18 protein-coding genes and 5 tRNA genes are annotated in these 22485 nt (G+C 48.8%); 18 read left to right on the forward strand and 5 right to left on the reverse strand.

All coding sequences use genetic code 11. The annotated features are described in order from the left end of the window. Nucleotides 1-234: 234 nt before the first annotated feature. The 5 genes from AYK67_RS03210 to AYK67_RS03230 form a co-directional block, all read right to left on the reverse strand. On the reverse strand, nucleotides 235-615 hold the full coding sequence (locus AYK67_RS03210) for a hypothetical protein (RefSeq protein ID WP_068082256.1): 381 nt from the start codon (nucleotides 613-615) through the stop codon (nucleotides 235-237). 350 nt (nucleotides 616-965) lie between these two features. Continuing rightward, entirely contained in the window at nucleotides 966-1421 is a 456-nt protein-coding gene (locus tag AYK67_RS03215) for a hypothetical protein (protein ID WP_156453037.1), read from the reverse strand. A gap of 346 nt (nucleotides 1422-1767) precedes the next feature. Next, nucleotides 1768-1843, reverse strand: a tRNA-Thr gene (locus tag AYK67_RS03220). A 22-nt stretch (nucleotides 1844-1865) separates the two neighbouring features. Then, nucleotides 1866-1941: transfer RNA gene (locus AYK67_RS03225), tRNA-Thr, on the reverse strand. Between the two features lie 146 nt (nucleotides 1942-2087). Beyond that, entirely contained in the window at nucleotides 2088-2936 is an 849-nt protein-coding gene (locus AYK67_RS03230; RefSeq protein ID WP_068082262.1) for a TrmH family RNA methyltransferase, read from the reverse strand. Nucleotides 2937-3342: 406 nt separating this feature from the next. Between AYK67_RS03230 and AYK67_RS03235 the strand changes: the two genes are divergently transcribed. From AYK67_RS03235 to rpsJ, 18 genes are all read left to right on the forward strand, one after another. Beyond that, a tRNA-Tyr gene (locus AYK67_RS03235) sits at nucleotides 3343-3427 on the forward strand. A gap of 13 nt (nucleotides 3428-3440) precedes the next feature. Then, a tRNA-Gly gene (locus AYK67_RS03240) sits at nucleotides 3441-3514 on the forward strand. Nucleotides 3515-3613: 99 nt separating this feature from the next. Then, a complete protein-coding gene (tuf, locus tag AYK67_RS03245; protein ID WP_068082265.1) occupies nucleotides 3614-4789 on the forward strand; it encodes an elongation factor Tu in 1176 nt (391 codons plus the stop codon). A gap of 114 nt (nucleotides 4790-4903) precedes the next feature. Beyond that, nucleotides 4904-4979, forward strand: a tRNA-Trp gene (locus AYK67_RS03250). A 101-nt stretch (nucleotides 4980-5080) separates the two neighbouring features. Then, the gene (secE, locus tag AYK67_RS03255) at nucleotides 5081-5272 is read left to right on the forward strand and encodes a preprotein translocase subunit SecE (RefSeq protein ID WP_068082268.1); all 192 of its coding nucleotides are present in this window, start codon (nucleotides 5081-5083) and stop codon (nucleotides 5270-5272) included. 36 nt (nucleotides 5273-5308) lie between these two features. Further along, nucleotides 5309-5845 carry a transcription termination/antitermination protein NusG gene (nusG, locus tag AYK67_RS03260; protein WP_068082271.1) on the forward strand — a complete coding sequence of 179 codons (537 nt, stop codon included), beginning with the start codon at nucleotides 5309-5311 and terminating at the stop codon, nucleotides 5843-5845. A 113-nt stretch (nucleotides 5846-5958) separates the two neighbouring features. Continuing rightward, entirely contained in the window at nucleotides 5959-6387 is a 429-nt protein-coding gene (rplK, locus tag AYK67_RS03265) for a 50S ribosomal protein L11 (protein ID WP_068082274.1), read from the forward strand. A 4-nt stretch (nucleotides 6388-6391) separates the two neighbouring features. After that, entirely contained in the window at nucleotides 6392-7087 is a 696-nt protein-coding gene (gene rplA, locus AYK67_RS03270) for a 50S ribosomal protein L1 (RefSeq protein ID WP_068082277.1), read from the forward strand. A 315-nt stretch (nucleotides 7088-7402) separates the two neighbouring features. Next, the gene (rplJ, locus tag AYK67_RS03275; protein ID WP_068082280.1) at nucleotides 7403-7921 is read left to right on the forward strand and encodes a 50S ribosomal protein L10; all 519 of its coding nucleotides are present in this window, start codon (nucleotides 7403-7405) and stop codon (nucleotides 7919-7921) included. 61 nt (nucleotides 7922-7982) lie between these two features. Continuing rightward, nucleotides 7983-8351, forward strand: coding sequence for a 50S ribosomal protein L7/L12 (gene rplL / locus AYK67_RS03280; RefSeq protein ID WP_068082283.1), 369 nt, complete (start codon nucleotides 7983-7985; stop codon nucleotides 8349-8351). 197 nt (nucleotides 8352-8548) lie between these two features. Continuing rightward, a complete protein-coding gene (gene rpoB / locus AYK67_RS03285) occupies nucleotides 8549-12691 on the forward strand; it encodes a DNA-directed RNA polymerase subunit beta (RefSeq protein WP_068082285.1) in 4143 nt (1380 codons plus the stop codon). A gap of 99 nt (nucleotides 12692-12790) precedes the next feature. Then, nucleotides 12791-16990 (forward strand): DNA-directed RNA polymerase subunit beta', encoded by a 4200-nt coding sequence (gene rpoC / locus AYK67_RS03290; RefSeq protein ID WP_068082288.1) that lies wholly within the window; start codon nucleotides 12791-12793, stop codon nucleotides 16988-16990. A 140-nt stretch (nucleotides 16991-17130) separates the two neighbouring features. After that, nucleotides 17131-17427, forward strand: a complete 297-nt coding sequence (locus tag AYK67_RS03295) for a hypothetical protein (RefSeq protein ID WP_068082291.1) — start codon at nucleotides 17131-17133, stop codon at nucleotides 17425-17427. A 502-nt stretch (nucleotides 17428-17929) separates the two neighbouring features. After that, nucleotides 17930-18301: a 30S ribosomal protein S12 gene (gene rpsL / locus AYK67_RS03300; RefSeq protein ID WP_068083208.1), complete on the forward strand. Its 372-nt coding sequence runs from the start codon at nucleotides 17930-17932 to the stop codon at nucleotides 18299-18301. 13 nt (nucleotides 18302-18314) lie between these two features. Beyond that, on the forward strand, nucleotides 18315-18785 hold the full coding sequence (gene rpsG / locus AYK67_RS03305; protein ID WP_068082293.1) for a 30S ribosomal protein S7: 471 nt from the start codon (nucleotides 18315-18317) through the stop codon (nucleotides 18783-18785). A gap of 24 nt (nucleotides 18786-18809) precedes the next feature. Beyond that, on the forward strand, nucleotides 18810-20885 hold the full coding sequence (gene fusA / locus AYK67_RS03310; RefSeq protein ID WP_068082296.1) for an elongation factor G: 2076 nt from the start codon (nucleotides 18810-18812) through the stop codon (nucleotides 20883-20885). Between the two features lie 47 nt (nucleotides 20886-20932). Then, entirely contained in the window at nucleotides 20933-22108 is a 1176-nt protein-coding gene (gene tuf, locus AYK67_RS03315; RefSeq protein ID WP_068082265.1) for an elongation factor Tu, read from the forward strand. A gap of 64 nt (nucleotides 22109-22172) precedes the next feature. Then, nucleotides 22173-22481, forward strand: coding sequence for a 30S ribosomal protein S10 (gene rpsJ, locus AYK67_RS03320; RefSeq protein ID WP_068082299.1), 309 nt, complete (start codon nucleotides 22173-22175; stop codon nucleotides 22479-22481). Nucleotides 22482-22485: the final 4 nt, after the last annotated feature.

Raw genomic sequence — 22485 nt, forward strand, 5'->3', positions numbered from 1 at the left:
AATCCAACCCGGCGACACTCGGCGTTAGACTACCAATCGCCAATTACGTTCGAGAGACAACGTAGAAAAATTGAGACAGAGGCTCTCCACTATTCTTAAGCCAGTCCAGTATTAAGCTGAAAGGGTATTTAGAGGGGGTAGGAAGGGGCGAAATCCTACTTACCAAAACGCCCATTTTTTTCTAAGCTCTTAAAAGCAAAAAACCTCCACCTTCGGTGGAAGGTCGTGACTTTGTTACTTTTGTTTGCGGCTTATGTTTCTTAAATAGCAATATGATGGTTCATGCGTACAGAATATATTAACTGCTTGATCGACAATTCTCTCAAGAGATGGTGGTAACTTTTTGTTTTTATATTTAGAGATTGCACCATCGCTATTTTTGAATGGATAATAGTTTTCCGCATCATAGCCAAGATCCTTGCTCATGGCTTGGTAAACAATATTCATGGCTGCATCGCTCCTTGGTGTTTTAGAGACCTCACCAAGAGCGCTGTCGGCAGCTATCCATTTATATTTGTAGAATGCTTGATAGTACTCGAATATTTTCTGGTTAAATACATTAGCGTTTGTGCCAATAAGAAAGAAACCCTCTTCATCGATTGTGCCTTCAGGCATTAACTCACGGAGAGTGCCTCATAGTACATAGCTTGAGTAACGCCGGCTTCTGATTGTTTGGAGACTAGGGAACCGGGATAGTCCAAACCGGCAGGGTTGATGGTTACATTAGTATTTAGAAGCTTCAATCTCTTATTTAATGTTGTGGCAATATTTGCCGCTGTTTGAATGCGTTGTTCTGCTGTCCAGGGGGTTATAGCAACTTCTGATAGGAGCAGCGAGATGCTCGTGGCTTTGGTGTCAATCCCGAAAACATCAACGAGTTCTACCGGTACTAAATTTGCTGATACGATATCGTTATATTTATCTGCTAAAGTGTATTCATGAAATTCTTTTGGTGGACATTGCTGCTATAGATACTGCTCAGCGCCTTTCAAGCTTTCAGCTTGGAATACTAGTGGGATGTCAATATCTGAAATAGATAGGCTAGATTGAATTTTTTGCAGATCCTGCATGATAAGATTGATCGTTTCTTGACCTTCTTTTGCAATAATGGAAAACTTACCATTGTAATTATGCAGGGTAGCAAACAGCATCCGGCTTGGCTTTTGATCTATTTTAAATTGTGGTGTTTGAAGAGCATAGCGATCTTTTGTCGTAAAACCATCATGATAGAGTAGGCCAATTCTGAACTCAGGATATATGGCACGGCGACAGCTTATATGTAAAATAGGTCCCTCGACCGGCTTGGAGGGCTTTATCCATATCGTTGCATCCATTAAATCGAGCGGTTTTACAACTTCAAAGGCAACGGTATGGTTGCTTTGCATTAACCAGGCGAAAGTTAGTAAGATAAATAATCGCATTGATGAATCCATAGTTTTTTAAAGCGTTTGCGTATCATGAAATCTTATTATTAGGATAAGCAAGTTTTAGTAGCTGCAAATTAGTAGAAGATAAACGGCGCTAAAAATGAAGTGAAGTGTGTTGTGAATGTTAATTTTAAAACAGTTTGCTATTAAATAGAAGCACTCAAACTGCTACTTTTTTATTTTGACGCGTATTCTTCCCCAAAAACCGGTAGACACTTTTCGAGAATACGCTCTGTTGGCCTCACCAAAACGCCCGTTTGCTTACCATGTGCTGATAAAGGGCAGAAAAGCAAAAAGCCTCCCGAGGGAGGCTTTGTAGGCCGTTAGGCCTGCATTGAAATGGTGCCGGCAGCAAGGATCGAACTCGCGACCCCCTGATTACAAGTCAGGTGCTCTACCATCTGAGCTATACCGGCATCATATTCAAATTTTAGCAACTGGTGCCGGCAGCAAGGATCGAACTCGCGACCCCCTGATTACAAGTCAGGTGCTCTACCATCTGAGCTATACCGGCTTCCCGTTGTTGCTGAGCGGCTATTTAGCGGTTGCAGCGGTGCTTGTAAACTCCCTTTTTAAAAAAGATTTGCTTTTGCACAGTAAGCTGCATGTTTTTTGCAAAAATGAGCAATTTTTATTGGTTATCAGTGCTTTGCGGTGTGATTACAGCTTTACAAGGCCCATTTTTACCCGTGCAACATAGAGAGAAAGCACAGCTGCGTTGGAAACATTTAAGGATTTTATCGGGCCGGGCATATCTAGGCGAGCGAGGGTGCCGCAGGTTTCGCGGATGCCTTGACGCACGCCTTTGCCTTCCGATCCGAGCACTAATAGCGTTTTGTCGGTAAACCGGGTTTCTTCCAGTGAGGTCGGGCCTTCGCTATCGAGAGCTATGGCTTGAAAGCCAGCGTCCTGCATTTCTTCCACAAAGCGGGCCATGTTTTGCACGCGTACGTGTTTGATCATGTCCAAGGCACCGCTGGCGGTTTTGGCCAGTACCGGACCTTCTTCGGGCGCATGGCGGCGGGTGGTGACAACGGCATCGGCACCAAGGGCGAGGGCGCTACGCAAAATCGCGCCCACATTGTGCGGGTCGGTGACTTGATCCAGTGCCAAAACCAGTTTGCCGTGTTTTAGATGGGCAGCGCCATAATGGGGCAGGGGGTCACACAGTAGAACGGCACCTTGGTGTACGGCGTCTTTGGAAACCAGCTTGTCGATTTGGCGTGGTGACATCTCTTCAATGGGAACATCGATGGTGATGTCGCGCTCTTTGAGGCGGTTGAGGGCGTTGGTGGTGACGAACAATTTGTGGCGCTTGCGCTCTTTGTTGTTGAAGGCGGCTTCTAGCGTGTGGAGACCATAAAGGTGCATGGGCTCGTCTGAGGGTTCGGATTTTCGGCGGTACTCAGGTTTTTGATGGGGGCGGGTGCCAGCTCTTTTAAAACTACCATCCTTATGGGGTCTTTTATTGTTTTTATGCTTAAAGGGGGGCTTATCCTGCTGGCTCATGTTGCAATTGTCTTTCTTGTGACGCTCTGGCCTTCGTGGGGGCCTATATGAGTAGTTGTCTTCGAGTGCCGGGCAGGGCGGGCTTCTCATATGAATGGCCGCATGCTGAGTGCACTTAGTCGTATTGTCTTTGGTTTTCTTAAATGACCAAAGCGGTTAAGGCTAGGCAAAGAGGTGGATAAAGCGGTGCTATAGTTTGTTTGCTGTATAGATTTTTTTAGCTCGCAAGCCTTTTTAGAGTTTTTTTTGCAAGAGCCTGTTAATTTTCTGGTGCAAACTTAAAACAGGCGTTGACAGTTGGCGTTCGTCCCTGCATAAACCGCGCCACAGGGACGCGACACCTTTGGAAACAAGGGGTCGAGTTTTTGAACCGAAGATGTGATTAAGTCGCTTAATTTCAATATTCGGAGGAGTGCCCGAGTGGCTAAAGGGGGCGGACTGTAAATCCGCTGGCTATGCCTACGTTGGTTCGAATCCAACCTCCTCCACCATTGAAATTGTTGTGCGGGTGTAGCTCAATGGTAGAGCAGCAGCCTTCCAAGCTGAATACGAGGGTTCGATTCCCTTCACCCGCTCCAATTACTTAATCATTGTTGATCTTGTGAAGTCGGTCTTTATGTATGCTGCGAAGTGGCGCATAGAGTAACTGGGCTGCGAACGGACAGAGAGCTACGCCAATGGCGAAGGAAAAATTTGAACGTACGAAGCCGCACGTCAACATCGGCACAATCGGCCACGTTGACCACGGCAAAACCACTCTTACCGCTGCAATCACCAAGCAGTTCGGTGACTTCAAGGCATATGACGAAATCGACGGTGCGCCTGAAGAGCGCGCGCGTGGTATTACCATTTCCACAGCGCACGTTGAGTACGAAACCGATGCACGTCACTACGCTCACGTTGACTGTCCAGGTCACGCTGACTACGTAAAGAACATGATCACCGGTGCGGCTCAGATGGATGGCGCTATCCTGGTTGTGAACGCTGCTGATGGCCCAATGCCACAGACACGTGAGCACATCCTGCTTGCCCGTCAGGTTGGTGTGCCTGCTCTGGTTGTCTTCATGAACAAAGTTGACCAGGTAGACGACGAAGAACTGCTCGAGTTGGTTGAAATGGAAGTTCGTGAACTTCTTTCTTCCTACGAGTTCCCAGGTGACGATATTCCGATCATTGCTGGTTCTGCTCTTGCAGCACTGGAAGATCGTGATGCAAACATCGGTTCCGAGAAAATCGCTGAACTGATGGCTGCTGTTGACGAGTATATCCCTACTCCAGACCGTCCGCGCGATCAGGACTTCCTGATGCCAATCGAAGACGTGTTCTCTATCTCCGGCCGCGGTACAGTTGTAACCGGTCGTGTTGAGCGCGGTATCATTCACGTTGGCGACGAAGTTGAAATCGTTGGTATTAAAGAAACTGCAAAAACCACAGTAACCGGTGTGGAAATGTTCCGTAAGCTGCTCGATCAGGGTGAAGCTGGGGATAACATCGGTGCGCTTATTCGCGGTGTTGGCCGTGAAGAAGTAGAACGTGGTCAGGTTCTTTGTAAGCCAGGTTCTGTTACTCCACACACCAAGTTTAAGGCTGAGGCTTATATCCTCACCAAAGAAGAAGGTGGTCGTCATACCCCATTCTTCACTAACTACCGTCCACAGTTCTACTTCCGTACTACTGACGTGACAGGTGTGGTTACTCTCCCAGAGGGTACAGAAATGGTGATGCCAGGCGATAAGATCTCTGCTTCTGTTGAGTTGATCGTGCCGATCGCTATGGAAGATGGTCTGCGTTTCGCTATCCGCGAAGGCGGTCGTACCGTTGGTGCGGGCGTTGTAGCTGAAATCATCGAATAAGTCATTTTTTTGACTTTACAAGCTGCGCCGCAGGCTTTAAATGCGGTGCAGCAGTCTTCCTAAGGACTTAAAAACTAGGAAAGAATTGGCCCTTGCGAGTTGAGGGTGTCATGAAGGGGTATAGCTCAGTTGGTAGAGCGACGGTCTCCAAAACCGTAGGTCGCGGGTTCGAACCCTGCTGCCCCTGCCATTTTCTCTTGTTTTCATGGAGTGAATGGCCTATAGAGGTTTCTCAGCAGGGCGCGTGAAATAATTCACGGGCCCAGCTGTCGTGAGATGGGCCGGGAACGGATGGCAAAAACCAACCCTTTGAAATTTTTCCAGGAAGTGCGTTCTGAAACTGCGAAGGTTACATGGCCAACGCGTAAAGAAACAGGTGTGACAACCCTTATGGTTTTCATAATGGTTTTTCTTGCATCTATGTTTTTTCTGGCTGCGGATCAGTTGATGAGCTACTTGCTGAGCTTGTTGCTGGGATTTTAAGAGTGGTTTAGCCACACGCTTGGAGCACAATTAAATATGGCAAAGCGCTGGTATATCGTTCAGGCTTACTCAAATTTTGAGAGGAAAGTAGCTGAATCCATTAGGGAGCGAGCTGCTCAAAATGGTCTGGAAGAGGCGTTTGATGAGGTCCTGGTTCCTACTGAAAAGGTAGTTGAGGTGCGCCGTGGGCGCAAAGTGGACTCAGAGCGTAAATTTTTCCCAGGTTATGTTTTGGTAAAGATGGAGCTTTCCGACGATACGTATCACTTAATCAATGATACGCCGAAAGTTTCCGGTTTTCTTGGGAATGACAAGAAGCCTATGCCAATTTCCGAGGCTGAAGCGCAACGCATTTTGAATCAGGTTCAAGATGGTGTTGAGGCGCCGAAGCCTTCTGTCAGTTTTGAGGTTGGGGAGCAAATTAAGGTTTCTGATGGACCATTTGCTTCTTTCTCAGGTCTTGTCGAGGAAGTCGACGAGGAGCGGGCGCGGTTGAAAGTAACTGTGTCCATTTTTGGCCGGGCTACGCCGGTCGAGTTGGAATATGGTCAAGTCGAGAAAATCGGCGGTTAATTGACTGTATTTTGCCGGGCGGCAGGTTAGGTGCGCTTCGCCGGTGTGCTGTTGCCAGACCGCCCTCTCTCTTAACAAGAGGGGATACCCTCAAACTCTTTGGAGAGTCTTAAATGGCGAAGAAAATTGAAGGCTACTTGAAGCTTCAGGTACCTGCGGGTTCTGCTACACCATCCCCGCCAATCGGTCCTGCGCTGGGTCAGCGCGGTCTGAACATCATGGAATTCTGTAAGGCATTCAATGCGAAAACGCAGGATGTCGAGAAGGGTGCACCTTGCCCAACCGTGATTACTTACTATTCGGATAAGTCTTTCACATTTGAAGTGAAGACTGCTCCAGTTTCTTTCTTCTTGAAGAAAGCTGCTAAAATCAAGTCTGGTTCCCAGACTCCTGGTAAGGGTTTTGTTGCATCTGTAACACGCGATCAGGTTCGCGAAATTGCAGAAGCAAAAATGAAAGACCTTAATGCCAACGATATCGATGCAGCTATGCTGATGGTTGAAGGCTCTGCCCGTTCTATGGGTCTGGAAGTGAAGGGTTAAGATCATGGCTAAAGTAGGTAAGCGTATTAAAGCTGCTCGTGAGGGTGTTGATCGCAATAAGGACTATGGTCTTTCTGAAGCTGTTGCTTTGATTAAAGGTAATGGTAAAGCCAAGTTTGACGAGACTGTAGAAGTTGCTATCAACCTTGGTGTTGATCCACGTCACGCTGATCAGATGGTTCGTGGTGCATGTGTTCTGCCTAACGGTACTGGTAAAACTGTACGTGTTGCTGTTTTTGCTCGTGATGCAAAGGCAGAAGAAGCACAAGCGGCAGGTGCTGATATTGTTGGTGCTGAAGAGCTGGTGAAAGAAGTGCAAGGCGGTAAAATCGACTTTGATACCGTTATTGCAACTCCTGACATGATGCCATTGGTTGGTCGCCTTGGTAAAGTTCTTGGTCCTCGTGGTATGATGCCAAACCCTAAGGTTGGCACCGTTACTCCTGATGTGACTAAGGCTGTTAAAGACGCTAAAGGTGGCTCTGTACAGTTCCGCGTTGAAAAAGCCGGTATTGTACATGCAGGTGTTGGTAAAGTTTCTTTTGATTCTGCCAAGCTTGAAGAAAACATCAAATCCTTTGTTGATGCTGTTGTGAAAGCAAAGCCAGCAGGCGCAAAAGGCACCTACGTTAAGCGTGTAGCACTTTCGTCCACAATGGGACCGGGTGTAAAGCTTGATTTGGCTTCCGTTACCGAGTAAGGAACGGAACCTATAGAATTACCTCCCGTGTAAACGGGAGGTTTTTTGTCAACCATTATATCTATAAGGTTGACCCCTGTCCGAGACTGCAGGTGCCTCTTTGAGGTTTAATCGTTACAGGCCTGCATAGATGGAGATGATTCATCGTGTTGATTCCTAATAGGAAGCAGTGCTTTGATTCGAACCGTACTGCCTTGCCAATGTCGTTATGTACAGGCGAGGGGACAGGAACCCTAAGCGTCGTGTGAGGGTTTCCCTCTAACGGCAAAGGCTAACCGGCGATAATGATAAGTTATCGTCAAATGGAGAAGGCAAGTGGAAAGATCGGAAAAGCAAAAGTTCGTATCTGACTTCAACGAAGTGCTGTCTAGCGCTGGCGTTGCTGTTGTTGCGCACTATGCAGGTCTTTCAGTTTCCCAGATGACTCAGCTGCGTGCTGAAGCTCGGGAAGCTGGCGGAACTGTGAAAGTTGCAAAGAACCGTCTTGTCAAGCTTGCCCTTCAAGGCACTGAACTTGAGCATATCAGTGATCTGTTTAAGGGCCCAACTGTCATCGTATTTTCCGATGATCCGGTTGCAGCTCCTAAGGTCTCTGCAAAATTTGCCAAGGATAATGAAGACTTCAAAATCCTCGGTGGTGCTCTTGGTTCAACTAACCTGGATGTTGCTGGTGTTAACGCTCTTGCAACAATGCCGTCTCTGGACGAGCTCCGCGGCAAGTTGGTGGGTATGATTCAGACCCCAGCTTCTCGTATTGCTCAGGTTACAAGCGCACCGGCCGGGCAGCTTGCTCGCGTCTTCAATGCGTACGCCGAGAAGGATCAAGCCGCATAAGGCGGAACCACTCAATCTTAACTAATACCGTTTACGGTTCGAAAACTAAGGTACTAAGAAAATGGCAGATCTCGAAAAGATCGTAGAAGAACTCTCCGCTTTGACAGTTATGGAAGCTGCTGAGCTTTCCAAAATGCTTGAAGAAAAATGGGGCGTTTCTGCTGCTGCTCCTGTAGCTGTTGCTGCTGCTGGTCCTGCTGCTGAAGCTGCTGAAGAAAAGACTGAATTCGACGTAATCCTGGCTGACGCTGGTGCGAAGAAGATCAACGTGATTAAAGAAGTACGTGCGATCACTGGTCTTGGTCTTAAAGAAGCTAAAGAACTGGTTGAAGGTGCTCCTAAGCCAGTTAAAGAAGGCGTTGCTAAAGACGAAGCTGAAGAGCTTAAGAAGAAGCTTGAAGAAGCTGGCGCAAAGGTTGAACTCAAGTAATCTTGGGTTTTACTATATTGGTCCCGGTGTAAACTGGGGCCACTTTCATACCCTGGCGGGCTTGCTTGCCGGGGTAATTGTCCCAATTGGGGCTGGGCTATTGGGGAAGTCCCCGCGGGGGCGGTTTTGTGAAATTGTACTCTAGGGCATGTACAATTTCGCTAAACCGTCACCTTTGAGTGATACGAGGAGCGACAATGACGCAAACGTTCAACGGTCGCAAGAGGGTTCGTAAGTATTTCGGATCCATCCGCGATGTAGCGGCTATGCCAAACCTGATTGAAGTGCAGAAAGCGTCCTATGACCAATTTCTGCAAGTCGAGAAGCCACAGGGTGGCCGCGTTGACGAGGGCCTCGAGGCCGTCTTTAAATCCGTGTTCCCAATCTCGGATTTTGCTGGAGCATCACTTCTAGAATTCGTGTCCTACGAATTTGAAGCACCTAAATATGATGTTGATGAATGTCGCCAGCGCGACATTACTTTTGCAGCGCCACTTAAGTTGACGTTGCGACTCATTGTATTTGATATCGATGAAGATACCGAAGCAAAGTCCGTTAAAGACATCAAAGAGCAAGATGTCTATATGGGTGATATTCCTTTCATGACTGATAACGGTACCTTTATTATTAATGGTACAGAACGCGTTATCGTTTCTCAGATGCAGCGCTCGCCCGGTGTATTCTTTGATCATGACAAGGGTAAGACACATTCGTCAGGTAAACTTTTGTTTGCAGCAAGAGTTATACCTTATCGTGGTTCTTGGCTTGATATCGAGTTTGATGCCAAGGATATCGTTTATGCCCGTATTGACCGTCGCAGGAAGCTCCCAGTCACTTCCTTGCTGATGGCTTTGGGCTTGTCTTGCGAAGATATTCTAAATACTTTCTATAACCGTATTGAATACAAGCTTACCAATGATGGCTGGTCGATGCCATTTGATGGTGGTCGCCTGAAAGGCACTAAAGCTATTCGTGCGCTTATCGATGCTTCTACAGGTGAAGAGCTTGTTGAAGAAGGTAAGAAGATTACAGCGCGTACCATTCGTCAATTGAACGAAAAAGGTGTTGAAGCGCTTAAGGTCGAAGAAGAAGACATTTTTGGTCAGTATCTGGCTGAAGATATGGTCAACATGCAAACCGGTGAAATTTACTATGAAGCCGGTGATGAAATTGGCGAGAAAATGCTTGCCGAATTGGTTGATCGTGGATTTGGCGAAATTCCTGTTCTCGATATCGATCACGTCAATGTTGGTGCTTACATTCGCAATACACTAGCTGCTGATAAGAATGACACCCGCGAAGGTGCGCTCTTTGACATCTACCGTGTGATGCGCCCAGGTGAGCCACCCACTATCGAGACTGCCGAAGCAATGTTCCAGTCATTGTTCTTCGATGCCGAACGCTATGATCTTTCTGCGGTTGGCCGCGTGAAAATGAACATGCGTCTGGACCTTGACTGTGAAGATACTGTGCGGACCTTGCGCAAGGAAGACATTCTTTCAGTGATGAAAGTTCTTCTTGATCTGCGTGACGGTCGCGGCGAGATCGATGATATTGATAACCTTGGCAACCGCCGCGTTCGCTCTGTAGGCGAATTGATGGAAAACCAGTATCGTGTTGGTTTGTTGCGCATGGAGCGTGCGATCAAGGAGCGTATGAGTTCTGTCGAGATCGACACTGTTATGCCGCAGGACTTGATCAACGCGAAACCGGCTGCTGCTGCTGTACGTGAATTCTTCGGCTCTTCCCAGCTGTCGCAATTTATGGACCAGACCAACCCGCTTTCAGAAGTAACGCACAAGCGTCGTCTTTCTGCGCTGGGTCCTGGTGGTTTGACCCGTGAACGTGCCGGCTTTGAGGTGCGCGACGTGCATCCGACCCACTATGGTCGTATCTGTCCGATTGAAACACCTGAAGGCCCGAACATTGGTTTGATCAACTCGCTGGCAACATTTGCACGTGTGAATAAGTATGGCTTTATCGAGAGCCCTTATCGTACTGTGAAAGACGGTGTTGTTACCAACGAGGTGGTGTATCTCTCTGCTATGGAAGAGAGTAAGTACTACGTTTCACAGGCAAACGCCGAGCTTACCGAAGATAACAAGTTTTCTTCTGATCTGGTTCAGTGTCGTCATGCTGGTGAAAACATTCTGATTTCACCTGATCGCGTTGATTTGATGGATGTTTCGCCAAAACAGCTGGTTTCGGTTGCTTCGGCTTTGATTCCGTTCCTTGAAAACGATGATGCGAACCGTGCCTTGATGGGTTCCAACATGATGCGTCAGGCCGTGCCACTCGTACGTGCTGAAGCCCCATTCGTTGGTACTGGTATGGAGCCTGTGGTTGCACGCGATTCTGGTGCGGCAATTGTTGCTAGACGCGGCGGCGTGGTCGACCAGGTTGATGCGACACGTATCGTTATTCGTGCGACTGAGGATCTTGATCCTTCCAAGTCCGGTGTTGATATCTATCGTCTGTTGAAGTTCCAACGCTCCAACCAAGATACTTGTATCAACCAACGTCCATTGGTGAATGTGGGTGACCGTATTTCCAAAGGCGATATCATTGCAGATGGTCCTTCGACTGATCTTGGTGATCTGGCGCTTGGCCGGAACGTGCTCGTGGCGTTTATGCCATGGAACGGTTATAACTTCGAGGATTCCATCCTGCTTTCCGAGCGGATTGTGCGTGACGATGTGTTCACATCTATCCACTTGGAAGAATTTGAAGTCATGGCTCGCGACACCCGTCTTGGTCCTGAGGAAATCACACGCGATATTCCAAATGTTTCTGAAGAGGCTCTGAAGAACCTTGATGAAGCGGGTATTGTGTATGTGGGTGCAGAAGTGAAGCCCGGCGATATTCTCGTGGGTAAAATCACACCGAAGGGCGAAAGCCCAATGACACCGGAAGAAAAACTACTGCGTGCTATCTTCGGTGAAAAAGCTTCTGACGTGCGTGATACTTCCCTGCGTTTGTCACCAGGTGTTTCCGGTACAGTTGTTGAAGTGCGCGTCTTTAACCGCCACGGGGTGGAAAAAGATGAACGTGCCATGGCGCTTGAGCGTGAAGAGATTGAAACTCTCGCGAAAGACCGTGATGACGAACAAGCTATTCTTGACCGCAACGTCTATGGCCGTTTGGCCGAGATGATTATGGGTCAGATTGCTGTTGGTGGTCCGAAGAACTTCCGTAAGGGTGTTGAAATCAATGGCGATGTGCTGAACGAGTTCCCGCGTTCGCAGTGGTGGCAGTTTGCTGTTGAAGACGAACAGTTGATGGGCGAGCTGGAAGCGTTGCGTGGTTCTTACGACGAGAGCCGCAAACGCCTTGAGCAGCGCTTTATCGACAAGGTTGAAAAGCTTCAACGTGGTGATGAGTTGCCACCGGGCGTTATGAAGATGGTTAAAGTCTTCGTTGCCGTGAAGCGTAAAATTCAGCCGGGCGATAAAATGGCCGGTCGTCACGGTAACAAGGGTGTGGTTTCCAAGATTAACCCATGTGAAGATATGCCGTTCCTTGAGGATGGTACCCACGTGGACATCGTGTTGAACCCGCTCGGCGTGCCTTCGCGTATGAACGTTGGCCAGATTCTGGAAACGCACCTTGGTTGGGCGTGTGCCGGTATGGCCAAGAAAATCGGCGAGCTCTACGATGAGTACCGTAAGAATGGCGAGATTGAAGCCATGCGTACGGAGATTGTAGAACTCTACGGCGAAAATATTAAGGGTGATGCGGTCAAGTCCTTCGATGATGAAGGGGTTGTCGAGCTTGCACAGCAGCTGAAAACAAAAGGTGTTGCTATTGCGACCCCGGTGTTTGACGGTGCACGTGAGCCGGACATCTCGCATATGCTTTCTACCGCTGGATTGAAGCCATCGGGTCAGTCAACACTGTTTGATGGCCGTACCGGTGAGCAATTCGACCGACAGGTGACTGTGGGCTACATCTATATGTTGAAGCTGCACCACTTGGTGGACGACAAAATCCACGCGCGCTCCATTGGTCCTTACTCGCTGGTTACCCAGCAGCCGCTTGGCGGTAAGGCCCAGTTTGGTGGTCAGCGCTTCGGTGAGATGGAAGTGTGGGCGCTGGAAGCATACGGTGCTGCCTATACCCTACAAGAAATGCTCACTGTTAAGTCAGATGACGTGGCAGGGCGTACAAAGGTTTACGAAGCGATTGTTCGTGGTGATGATACCTTTGAGGCCGGTATTCCTGAGAGCTTTAACGTGCTTGTTAAGGAAATGCGTTCACTTTGTCTGAATGTGGAGCTGAAAGACAAAGAAGTGCATCAGCCTAAGAATGATGATGCAGAAGCCGTGGATGCTGCGGAATAGTTATTACTAACTGTTTTGCCGCAAGATTTTTAATTAGCCGGTACAATAAGGAGGCACGTTTTATACGTGCTTCCTTGCCGCGCATCTAAGGAGAGAGCGATGTCGCAAGAGGTCATGAACCTGTTCAACCAGCAGGCTCCCGTCCAGACCTTCGATCATATCCGCATCTCAATCGCCAGCCCTGAAAAAATTCTTTCTTGGTCATTTGGTGAGATTAAAAAGCCGGAGACGATCAACTACCGTACGTTCAAGCCAGAACGTGAAGGTTTGTTCTGCGCCCGTATCTTTGGTCCTATCAAGGATTATGAGTGCTTGTGTGGTAAATACAAGCGCATGAAATACAAAGGCGTTATCTGTGAAAAGTGTGGCGTTGAGGTCACCTTGTCACGCGTGCGCCGTGAACGCATGGGCCATATTGAGCTGGCAGCACCTGTCGCTCACATCTGGTTCTTGAAATCGCTTCCATCCCGCATCGGTCAGTTGCTTGACATGACCTTGAAGGATCTGGAACGCGTTCTCTACTTTGAAAACTATATTGTTATTGAGCCGGGCCTAACGCCGCTGAAGCAGCACCAGTTGCTTTCTGAAGAAGAGCATGTGGCTGCTCAGGACGAATATGGTGAAGACGCCTTTACCGCGATGATCGGTGCGGAAGCTATCCGCGAAATTCTTGCCAGCATGGACTTGGTGGCTGAGTCTGAAAAGATTCGCCGCGAGATTGCCGAGGCAACAACCGAGCTGAAGCCGAAGAAACTGGCCAAGCGTTTGAAGGTTGTGGAAGCGTTTATCGAATCCGGTAACCGTCCTGAATGGATGATCCTGACCGTTGTGCCAGTCATTCCGCCAGATTTGCGCCCATTGGTGCCGCTGGATGGTGGTCGTTTCGCGACGTCGGATTTGAACGATCTGTACCGCCGTGTTATCAACCGTAACAACCGCTTGAAGCGTCTTATTGAGCTGCGTGCACCGGATATCATTATCCGTAACGAAAAGCGTATGCTGCAAGAATCTGTTGATGCGTTGTTTGACAATGGTCGTCGTGGCCGTGTGATTCAAGGTGCCAACAAGCGTCCATTGAAGTCGCTCTCCGACATGCTGAAGGGTAAGCAAGGTCGCTTCCGTCAGAACTTGCTCGGTAAGCGCGTGGACTACTCGGGTCGTTCCGTTATTACTGTGGGTCCAAACCTAAAGCTGCACCAGTGTGGTTTGCCGAAGAAGATGGCGCTTGAGCTGTTCAAGCCGTTTATTTATTCGCGTCTGGATGCCAAAGGTTACTCTTCAACTGTTAAGCAGGCGAAGAAGCTGGTTGAAAAAGAGCGTCCAGAGGTTTGGGATATTCTTGACGAGGTGATCCGCGAGCACCCGGTTCTGTTGAACCGTGCGCCAACGCTGCACCGTCTTGGTATTCAGGCATTTGAACCTACCTTGATTGAAGGTAAGGCTATTCAGCTGCACCCGCTCGTATGTTCGGCGTTTAACGCTGACTTTGATGGTGACCAGATGGCTGTTCACGTACCGCTTTCGCTGGAGGCCCAGCTTGAAGCGCGTACGCTGATGATGTCTACCAACAACATTTTGCACCCTGCGAACGGTGGTCCTATCATCGTGCCTTCACAGGATATTGTGCTTGGTCTTTACTATCTGTCTATCATGGCGGAGAACGAGCCAGGCGAGGGCATGACATTTGGTAATCTGGGTGAATTGCAACATGCACTGGATAACGGTGTTATTACGCTGCACTCGAAGATTCGCGGTCGTTTCCGTACAGTTGACGAACACGGTATGGAAGTTTCGGAAATTCACGAAACAACACCTGGCCGTATGATGATTGCTGACTTGTTGCCAAAGCATTTTGAAGTGGGCTTTGACATTGCCAACAAGTTGATGACGAAAAAAGAAATCTCCAAAATGATCGATGCTGTGTATCGTGCAGCTGGTCAGAAAGAGACAGTCATCTTCTGTGACCGCGTTATGCAGCTTGGCTTTAAAAATGCGTGTCTTGCCGGTATTTCGTTTGGTATGGATGACATGGTTATTCCAAATACCAAAGCTGGCTTGGTTGATGAGACTGCCAAAATGGTTGCTGAATACGAACAGCAGTACAATGACGGTCTGATCACCCAGGGCGAGAAATACAACAAGGTTGTTGACGCCTGGGCGAAGTGTACCGACAAAGTTGCTGACGAGATGATGAAACGCATCTCCTCGACCGAGCATGACGAGGAAAGCGGCCGTGAAAAGCCGATGAACTCTGTTTGGATGATGGCGCATTCCGGTGCGCGTGGTTCACCAGCACAGATGAAACAGCTGGGTGGTATGCGTGGTTTGATGGCGAAGCCGGATGGCGGCATCATCGAGAACCCGATTATCGCGAACTTTAAAGAGGGCCTCTCGGTTCTTGAGTACTTTAACTCCACCCACGGTGCCCGTAAGGGTCTGGCGGATACGGCGCTCAAGACTGCGAACTCTGGTTACCTTACACGCCGTCTGGTTGATGTGGCGCAGGACAGCATTATCCTTGAGCACGATTGTGGCTCAACCAATGGTATTACTGTTGCACCAATTGTCGATGCGGGTAACGTGATTGCAACACTTGGTATGCGAATTCTGGGTCGTACAACGGCTGAGGATATTATCAATAACGCTACTGGCGAAGTGATTGTTCCAATGGGAACGCTCATTGATGAAAAAGACGTGGAAGCTATTGAAGCTGCCAAAGTCCAAACCGTCAAAATTCGCTCGGTGCTGACTTGTGAAACCAAGACAGGTGTGTGTGGCGCGTGTTACGGCCGTGACCTTGCCCGTGGTACACCTGTGAACATTGGTGAAGCGGTTGGTGTTATTGCTGCGCAGTCTATTGGTGAGCCGGGCACGCAGCTGACCATGCGTACGTTCCACATTGGTGGTACAGCGCAGGTTGTTGACAGCTCATTCATCGAAGCAAACTACGACGGTACAATCAAGACCCGCAACCGCAATGTGGTACGTGATAGTGCTGGTGCGTTGATTGTGATGGCGCGTAACATGTCCATTATCATTGTTGATGATGAAGGCAATGAGCGCTCTGTACACCGCTTGACATATGGTTCCAAACTGTTTGCCGATGAAGGTGATACAATCAAACGTGGTGATCGTATTGCTGAATGGGATCCATACACCCGTCCAATTCTGACTGAAGTTTCCGGTCGTGTGAACTTCGAGGACTTGGTTGATGGTGCATCCGTTCAGGAAAACACCGATGAAACCACCGGTATTACCAAGCGTGTGGTTATTGACTGGCGCTCAACACCGCGCGGTGCTGATTTGAAGCCTTCGATCTCGATTCAAGACGAGAGCGGTAAGGTGAAAAAGCTGCAACGTGGTGGCGATGCTCGCTCGTTGCTGTCAGTTGATGCAATTCTTTCTGTTCAGCCAGGCGATCATGTTCAGGCTGGTGACGTGCTTGCGCGTATTCCTATGGAAAGCGCGAAGACGAAAGATATTACCGGTGGTCTGCCACGGGTTGCGGAACTGTTCGAAGCCCGCCGTCCGAAGGATCACGCGGTTATTGCAGAGATTGACGGTACTATCCGCTTCGGTCGTGACTACAAGAACAAGCGTCGTATTGTGATTGAGCCACACGAAGAAGGTCTGGAGCCGGTTGAATACCTGATTCCGAAGAACAAACACTTCCACTTGCAGGAAGGTGATACCATCGAGAAAGGTGAATACCTGATCGACGGTAACCCAGCACCGCATGACATCCTTGCTATTAAGGGTGTGGAAGCTCTGGCTGCGTTCTTGGTCAACGAGATTCAAGAGGTTTACCGTCTGCAAGGTGTGGGCATCAACGATAAGCACATCGAGGTTATCGTTCGCCAGATGTTGCAGAAAGTTGAAATCACCGATCCAGGCGAGACCGAGTTCTTTGCTGGTGAGCAGGTTGACAAGATCGACTTTGAGGAAGCTAACCAACGAGCGATCGACAATGCACGTGACCCTGCCAAGGCAAACCCGGTTCTGCTGGGTATTACCAAGGCGAGCTTGCAGACCCGTTCGTTCTTCTCTGCGGCATCGTTCCAGGAGACAACACGCGTTCTTACCGAAGCTGCGGTTGCCGGTAAGCGTGATCCGCTTGATGGCTTGAAAGAAAACGTGATTGTGGGTCGCTTGATCCCTGCCGGTACTGGCGGGGCGATGAACCGGATCCGCAAAGTAGCTATGAAGCGTGATGACCTGATCATGGATGCACGCCGTGCGGCTTCGACTGCCGGTAATGCTGATAATATGCTAGAAGACTTTAGTGGCGGCGGTCACTAGGGTGTTTTGAAGAGAGTAAATGAAAGGCCGCCTTCGGGTGGCCTTTTATTTTTTGGCTTTTATTTTCGTAATTGCACCGCAATAGTGACGAGGGTTCTCGACTTTAGAAGTGCACTTATGAAGTATTGAAGGGGATGGTTATGGAAAGAGAGCAGGAACAAGAGGCAGGTTCCACCACATATATTCTTATGGGACGTGCGTGGAATGCTGATGCTTTGACACAAGAAGATGCGCATGAAGTAAATGTTATCTGTAGAGCAGTAGATGATGACGATGCGGTAACGAAAACATTGGAAGCATTGTCTGATGATGGTTATGCTGAAGCAGAGCTGGCAAAAATTGGTGTTTTAACAGAAGTTCCCGAACAAGAGCCTTTTGTTAGTGCTTATAATGATGCCCAACAAGGAATTGTTGCTATCATTTGTTTCAATGAGTAAGGCCGAAAACCTAGAAATCTAACAGAATCATTCTTTCAAGTTCATAGGGGCTCTTGCCAGCATTTCTAATCAGCTTGGGCTTGTGTGTTAAAGTGTGGTTAACTAAGTTGCTCAAATCTCACTTGCTGAGTAATAATATTCTCAATAGAGCAAAAGTTGCTTCCTGCAATGACGCAAGAGTCAATCACAGGTCAATGAATCTCAGTTTTTACTGATAAGCACTTGACGAGAGAGCAACATGTGAGTAGGTTCCGCGCAACCTCATGGTATGCGGTAAGCAATGACCGTTTCCGGTGACGCTACGTCCCAGAATGCTAAAGCTTAAACGGTACCAGGTTTATAGGCGAATAAAAGTCGAATGCACGATCACGGTTATCCGTGATCCTCTGGTTTGTCGCAGCGCTTTTCTGGCTTGGAGAATTTCCGAGTTGGGATAGGGGCGCTTGCGTATGTCTACCAGTTGCTGCGTCCGGTCAAAAAGCAAAAGGTAAAAGGGCAAATTATGCCGACTATTAACCAGTTGATCCGCAAGCCGCGGAAAGACTCTGCCAAGCGGAACAAGGTTCCTGCTATGGAAGCTTGCCCGCAAAAGCGGGGCGTTTGTACGCGTGTTTATACCACTACACCAAAGAAGCCGAACTCGGCTCTGCGTAAAGTGGCAAAAATCCGCCTTACAAATGGTTTTGAAGTTATCGGATATATTCCGGGTGAAGGTCACAACCTGCAAGAGCACTCTGTCGTGATGATCCGCGGCGGTCGTGTAAAGGATTTGCCGGGTGTGCGCTACCACATTATTCGTGGTGTGCTTGATACCCAGGGTGTTAAAGACCGTAAACAGCGTCGTTCCAAGTATGGCGCTAAGCGTCCGAAATAATAGGATATAGCTTATGTCACGCCGTCACGCCGCTGAGAAGCGTAAAGTTCTTCCGGACCCTAAGTTCGGAGATATCGTCGTTACCAAATTTATGAATGCGGTAATGCTCGATGGTAAAAAATCTGTTGCCGAACGCATTGTTTATGGTGCTTTCGACATCATGGAAAAGAAAACCGGCAATAGCCCTCTCGAAGTGTTTCATGAAGCGCTTGAGAATGTTATGCCGCAAGTTGAAGTACGTTCACGCCGTGTAGGTGGTGCAACATACCAGGTTCCTGTTGAAGTTCGTTCCGAGCGTCGTCAGGCTCTGGCTATTCGTTGGGCAATCTCTGCTGCACGTGGCCGTAACGAGACCACTATGGTTGAGCGTTTGGCAGGCGAACTGCTGGATGCGGCTAACAACCGTGGTAACTCAGTTAAAAAGCGCGAAGATACGCACCGTATGGCTGAAGCCAACCGCGCGTTCTCGCACTATCGTTGGTAATCTCCCCGGAAAGAGGCTGGCGCTATGTCCCGCACGCATAATATCGAGGACTACCGTAACTTCGGCATCATGGCTCACATTGATGCTGGTAAGACGACTACAACGGAACGTATCCTCTACTACACTGGTAAATCTCACAAGATTGGTGAGGTTCACGACGGTGCAGCTACTATGGACTGGATGGAGCAAGAGCAGGAGCGTGGTATTACCATTACTTCTGCTGCAACAACAGCCCACTGGAACGGTAAGCGTCTTAACATCATTGACACCCCTGGTCACGTTGACTTCACTATTGAAGTTGAGCGTTCCTTGCGTGTGCTTGATGGTGCGGTAGCCCTTCTTGACGCCAACGCTGGCGTTGAACCGCAGACTGAAACTGTTTGGCGTCAGGCCGACAAGTACAATGTTCCGCGGATGATCTTCGTTAACAAGATGGATAAGCTCGGTGCTGATTTCTTCCGCTGTGTAGAAATGATCGAGAAGCGTCTTGGTGCTACTCCGCTCTGCTTGCAGCTGCCAATTGGCGCTGAAAGCGAATTCCAAGGTGTTGTTGATCTTTTGAAGATGAAAGCACTTGTTTGGAATGGTGAAAGTCTTGGCGCTAGCTGGGATGAGTTGGATATTCCTGCAGATCTTGCCGATCAAGCAGCTGAGTACCGCGATAAGCTCATCGAAACAGCTGTTGAGATTGACGAAGAAGCAATGGAAGCATATCTGGAAGGTAACGAACCTTCCTTTGAAAAGCTTCAGGAGCTGATCCGTAAAGGTACCATTGCTGGTGAATTCGTTCCAGTTCTGTGTGGTACAGCGTTCAAGAACAAAGGTGTTCAGCCGCTTCTTGATGCCGTTGTGGACTATTTGCCAAGCCCGGTAGAAGTTCCAGCGATTAAAGGTATTGATGCGAAGACCGAGGAAGAAACCGTTCGCGAATCTTCTGATGAAGAGCCGCTCGGCATGCTCGCCTTCAAAATCATGAATGACCCATTCGTGGGTTCTTTGACCTTTGCCCGTATTTACTCAGGTGTGCTGAATAAAGGCTCGTCTGTATTGAATACAGTTAAGGGTAAGCGCGAACGCGTTGGTCGTATGATGCAGATGCACTCCAACAGCCGTGATGACATTGATGTTGCTTACGCAGGTGATATCGTTGCTATTGCTGGTCTGAAGGATACCACTACTGGTGATACGCTCTGCGATCCTTTGAAGCCTGTTATTCTGGAGCGCATGGAGTTCCCGGATCCGGTTATCGAGATCGCTGTTGAGCCTAAAACCAAAGGTGACCAAGAGAAGATGGGTCTTGCCCTGAACCGCTTGGCTGCAGAAGATCCATCCTTCCGCGTGAAAACAGATGAAGAATCCGGCCAGACAATTATTGCTGGTATGGGTGAACTTCACCTGGACATCCTTGTGGATCGCATGAAGCGTGAATTCAAGGTTGAGGCAAACATCGGTGCACCTCAGGTTGCTTACCGTGAGACGATTACTGCTCCTGCAGATGTCGACTACACTCACAAGAAGCAGTCCGGTGGTACTGGTCAGTTTGCTCGCATTAAACTCTCAATCGAGCCAAATGAAATTGGCGCCGGTTTTGAGTTCTCCGACACCATTGTGGGCGGTAACGTACCTAAAGAATACATCCCAGGTGTTTCTAAGGGTATTGAATCGGTCATGTCTTCCGGTCCGCTGGCAGGCTTCCCGATGGTTGATATCAAGGCTAAGCTTACCGATGGTGCTTACCACGATGTTGACTCCTCGGTCCTGGCGTTTGAGATCGCAGGTCGTGCTGGTTTCCGTGAAGCTATTGCGAAAGCAAAACCAAAGCTTCTGGAACCAATCATGAAGGTTGAAGTTGTTACCCCTGAAGACTACATGGGTGACGTTATTGGTGATCTGAATTCACGTCGTGGTCAGATTGCTGGTACTGAAAACCGCGGTGTCGTCACCGTTATCACTGCTATGGTTCCGCTGGCCAACATGTTTGGTTACGTAAATAACTTGCGTTCCATGTCCCAAGGACGTGCGCAGTATTCCATGGTGTTCGATCATTACGATCAGGTCCCTCAGGCTGTAGCTGACGAAGTTAAAGCGAAATACGCTTAAGCTTTTTAAGACAGTCCACAGGATCACAGAGAGAACGGAGTAATCCGATGGCTAAAGAAAAATTTGAACGTACGAAGCCGCACGTCAACATCGGCACAATCGGCCACGTTGACCACGGTAAAACAACTCTGACTGCTGCAATCACCAAGCAATTCGGTGACTTTAAAGCATACGACGAGATTGATGGTGCTCCTGAAGAGCGCGCGCGTGGTATTACCATTTCCACAGCGCACGTTGAGTACGAAACCGATGCACGTCACTACGCTCACGTTGACTGTCCAGGTCACGCTGACTACGTAAAGAACATGATCACCGGTGCGGCTCAGATGGATGGCGCTATCCTGGTTGTGAACGCTGCTGATGGCCCAATGCCACAGACACGTGAGCACATCCTGCTTGCCCGTCAGGTTGGTGTGCCTGCTCTGGTTGTCTTCATGAACAAAGTTGACCAGGTAGACGACGAAGAACTGCTCGAGTTGGTTGAAATGGAAGTTCGTGAACTTCTTTCTTCCTACGAGTTCCCAGGTGACGATATTCCGATCATTGCTGGTTCTGCTCTTGCAGCACTGGAAGATCGTGATGCAAACATCGGTTCCGAGAAAATCGCTGAACTGATGGCTGCTGTTGACGAGTATATCCCTACTCCAGACCGTCCGCGCGATCAGGACTTCCTGATGCCAATCGAAGACGTGTTCTCTATCTCCGGCCGCGGTACAGTTGTAACCGGTCGTGTTGAGCGCGGTATCATTCACGTTGGCGACGAAGTTGAAATCGTTGGTATTAAAGAAACTGCAAAAACCACAGTAACCGGTGTGGAAATGTTCCGTAAGCTGCTCGATCAGGGTGAAGCTGGGGATAACATCGGTGCGCTTATTCGCGGTGTTGGCCGTGAAGAAGTAGAACGTGGTCAGGTTCTTTGTAAGCCAGGTTCTGTTACTCCACACACCAAGTTTAAGGCTGAGGCTTATATCCTCACCAAAGAAGAAGGTGGTCGTCATACCCCATTCTTCACTAACTACCGTCCACAGTTCTACTTCCGTACTACTGACGTGACAGGTGTGGTTACTCTCCCAGAGGGTACAGAAATGGTGATGCCAGGCGATAAGATCTCTGCTTCTGTTGAGTTGATCGTGCCGATCGCTATGGAAGATGGTCTGCGTTTCGCTATCCGCGAAGGCGGTCGTACCGTTGGTGCGGGCGTTGTAGCTGAAATCATCGAATAAAATAATTGAGTTAGTTGGCAGTCTCTGCTATGAGGCTGCCAATCTTACTCAGTAGGGATAAGTTATGAACGGTCAGAATATTCGGATCCGCCTAAAGGCGTTCGATCACCGTGTTCTTGACGCCTCCACTAAGGAGATCGTTAACACGGCGAAACGGACTGGCGCACAAGTGCGTGGACCGGTTCCGTTGCCAACGCGGATCGAGAAGTACACCGTACTTCGTGGGCCGCATATTGACAAAAAGAGTCGTGATCAGTTCGAGATGCGCACACATAAGCGCTTGCTCGACATCGTCGAACCAACACCACAAACAGTTGACGCTTTGATGAAGCTCGACCTGGCTGCTGGTGTTGACGTCGAGATCAAACTCTAGGCGG

The organism is Polycladidibacter stylochi (assembly GCF_001562055.1).
In the GTDB taxonomy this organism is placed as follows: Bacteria; Pseudomonadota; Alphaproteobacteria; order Rhizobiales; family Stappiaceae; genus Pseudovibrio; species Pseudovibrio stylochi.

Excerpts from the sequence above, each read along its gene's own strand:
- AYK67_RS03210 (WP_068082256.1), bottom strand. The coding sequence starts at position 615 with ATGCCTGAAGGCACAATCGATGAAGAGGGTTTCTTTCTTATTGGCACA.
- AYK67_RS03215 (WP_156453037.1), bottom strand. The coding sequence starts at position 1,421 with ATGCGATTATTTATCTTACTAACTTTCGCCTGGTTAATGCAAAGCAAC.
- AYK67_RS03230 (WP_068082262.1), bottom strand. The coding sequence starts at position 2,936 with ATGAGCCAGCAGGATAAGCCCCCCTTTAAGCATAAAAACAATAAAAGA.
- tuf (WP_068082265.1), top strand. The coding sequence starts at position 3,614 with ATGGCGAAGGAAAAATTTGAACGTACGAAGCCGCACGTCAACATCGGC.
- secE (WP_068082268.1), top strand. The coding sequence starts at position 5,081 with ATGGCAAAAACCAACCCTTTGAAATTTTTCCAGGAAGTGCGTTCTGAA.
- nusG (WP_068082271.1), top strand. The coding sequence starts at position 5,309 with ATGGCAAAGCGCTGGTATATCGTTCAGGCTTACTCAAATTTTGAGAGG.
- rplK (WP_068082274.1), top strand. The coding sequence starts at position 5,959 with ATGGCGAAGAAAATTGAAGGCTACTTGAAGCTTCAGGTACCTGCGGGT.
- rplA (WP_068082277.1), top strand. The coding sequence starts at position 6,392 with ATGGCTAAAGTAGGTAAGCGTATTAAAGCTGCTCGTGAGGGTGTTGAT.
- rplL (WP_068082283.1), top strand. The coding sequence starts at position 7,983 with ATGGCAGATCTCGAAAAGATCGTAGAAGAACTCTCCGCTTTGACAGTT.
- rpoB (WP_068082285.1), top strand. The coding sequence starts at position 8,549 with ATGACGCAAACGTTCAACGGTCGCAAGAGGGTTCGTAAGTATTTCGGA.
- rpoC (WP_068082288.1), top strand. The coding sequence starts at position 12,791 with ATGTCGCAAGAGGTCATGAACCTGTTCAACCAGCAGGCTCCCGTCCAG.
- AYK67_RS03295 (WP_068082291.1), top strand. The coding sequence starts at position 17,131 with ATGGAAAGAGAGCAGGAACAAGAGGCAGGTTCCACCACATATATTCTT.
- rpsL (WP_068083208.1), top strand. The coding sequence starts at position 17,930 with ATGCCGACTATTAACCAGTTGATCCGCAAGCCGCGGAAAGACTCTGCC.
- rpsG (WP_068082293.1), top strand. The coding sequence starts at position 18,315 with ATGTCACGCCGTCACGCCGCTGAGAAGCGTAAAGTTCTTCCGGACCCT.
- fusA (WP_068082296.1), top strand. The coding sequence starts at position 18,810 with ATGTCCCGCACGCATAATATCGAGGACTACCGTAACTTCGGCATCATG.
- tuf (WP_068082265.1), top strand. The coding sequence starts at position 20,933 with ATGGCTAAAGAAAAATTTGAACGTACGAAGCCGCACGTCAACATCGGC.
- rpsJ (WP_068082299.1), top strand. The coding sequence starts at position 22,173 with ATGAACGGTCAGAATATTCGGATCCGCCTAAAGGCGTTCGATCACCGT.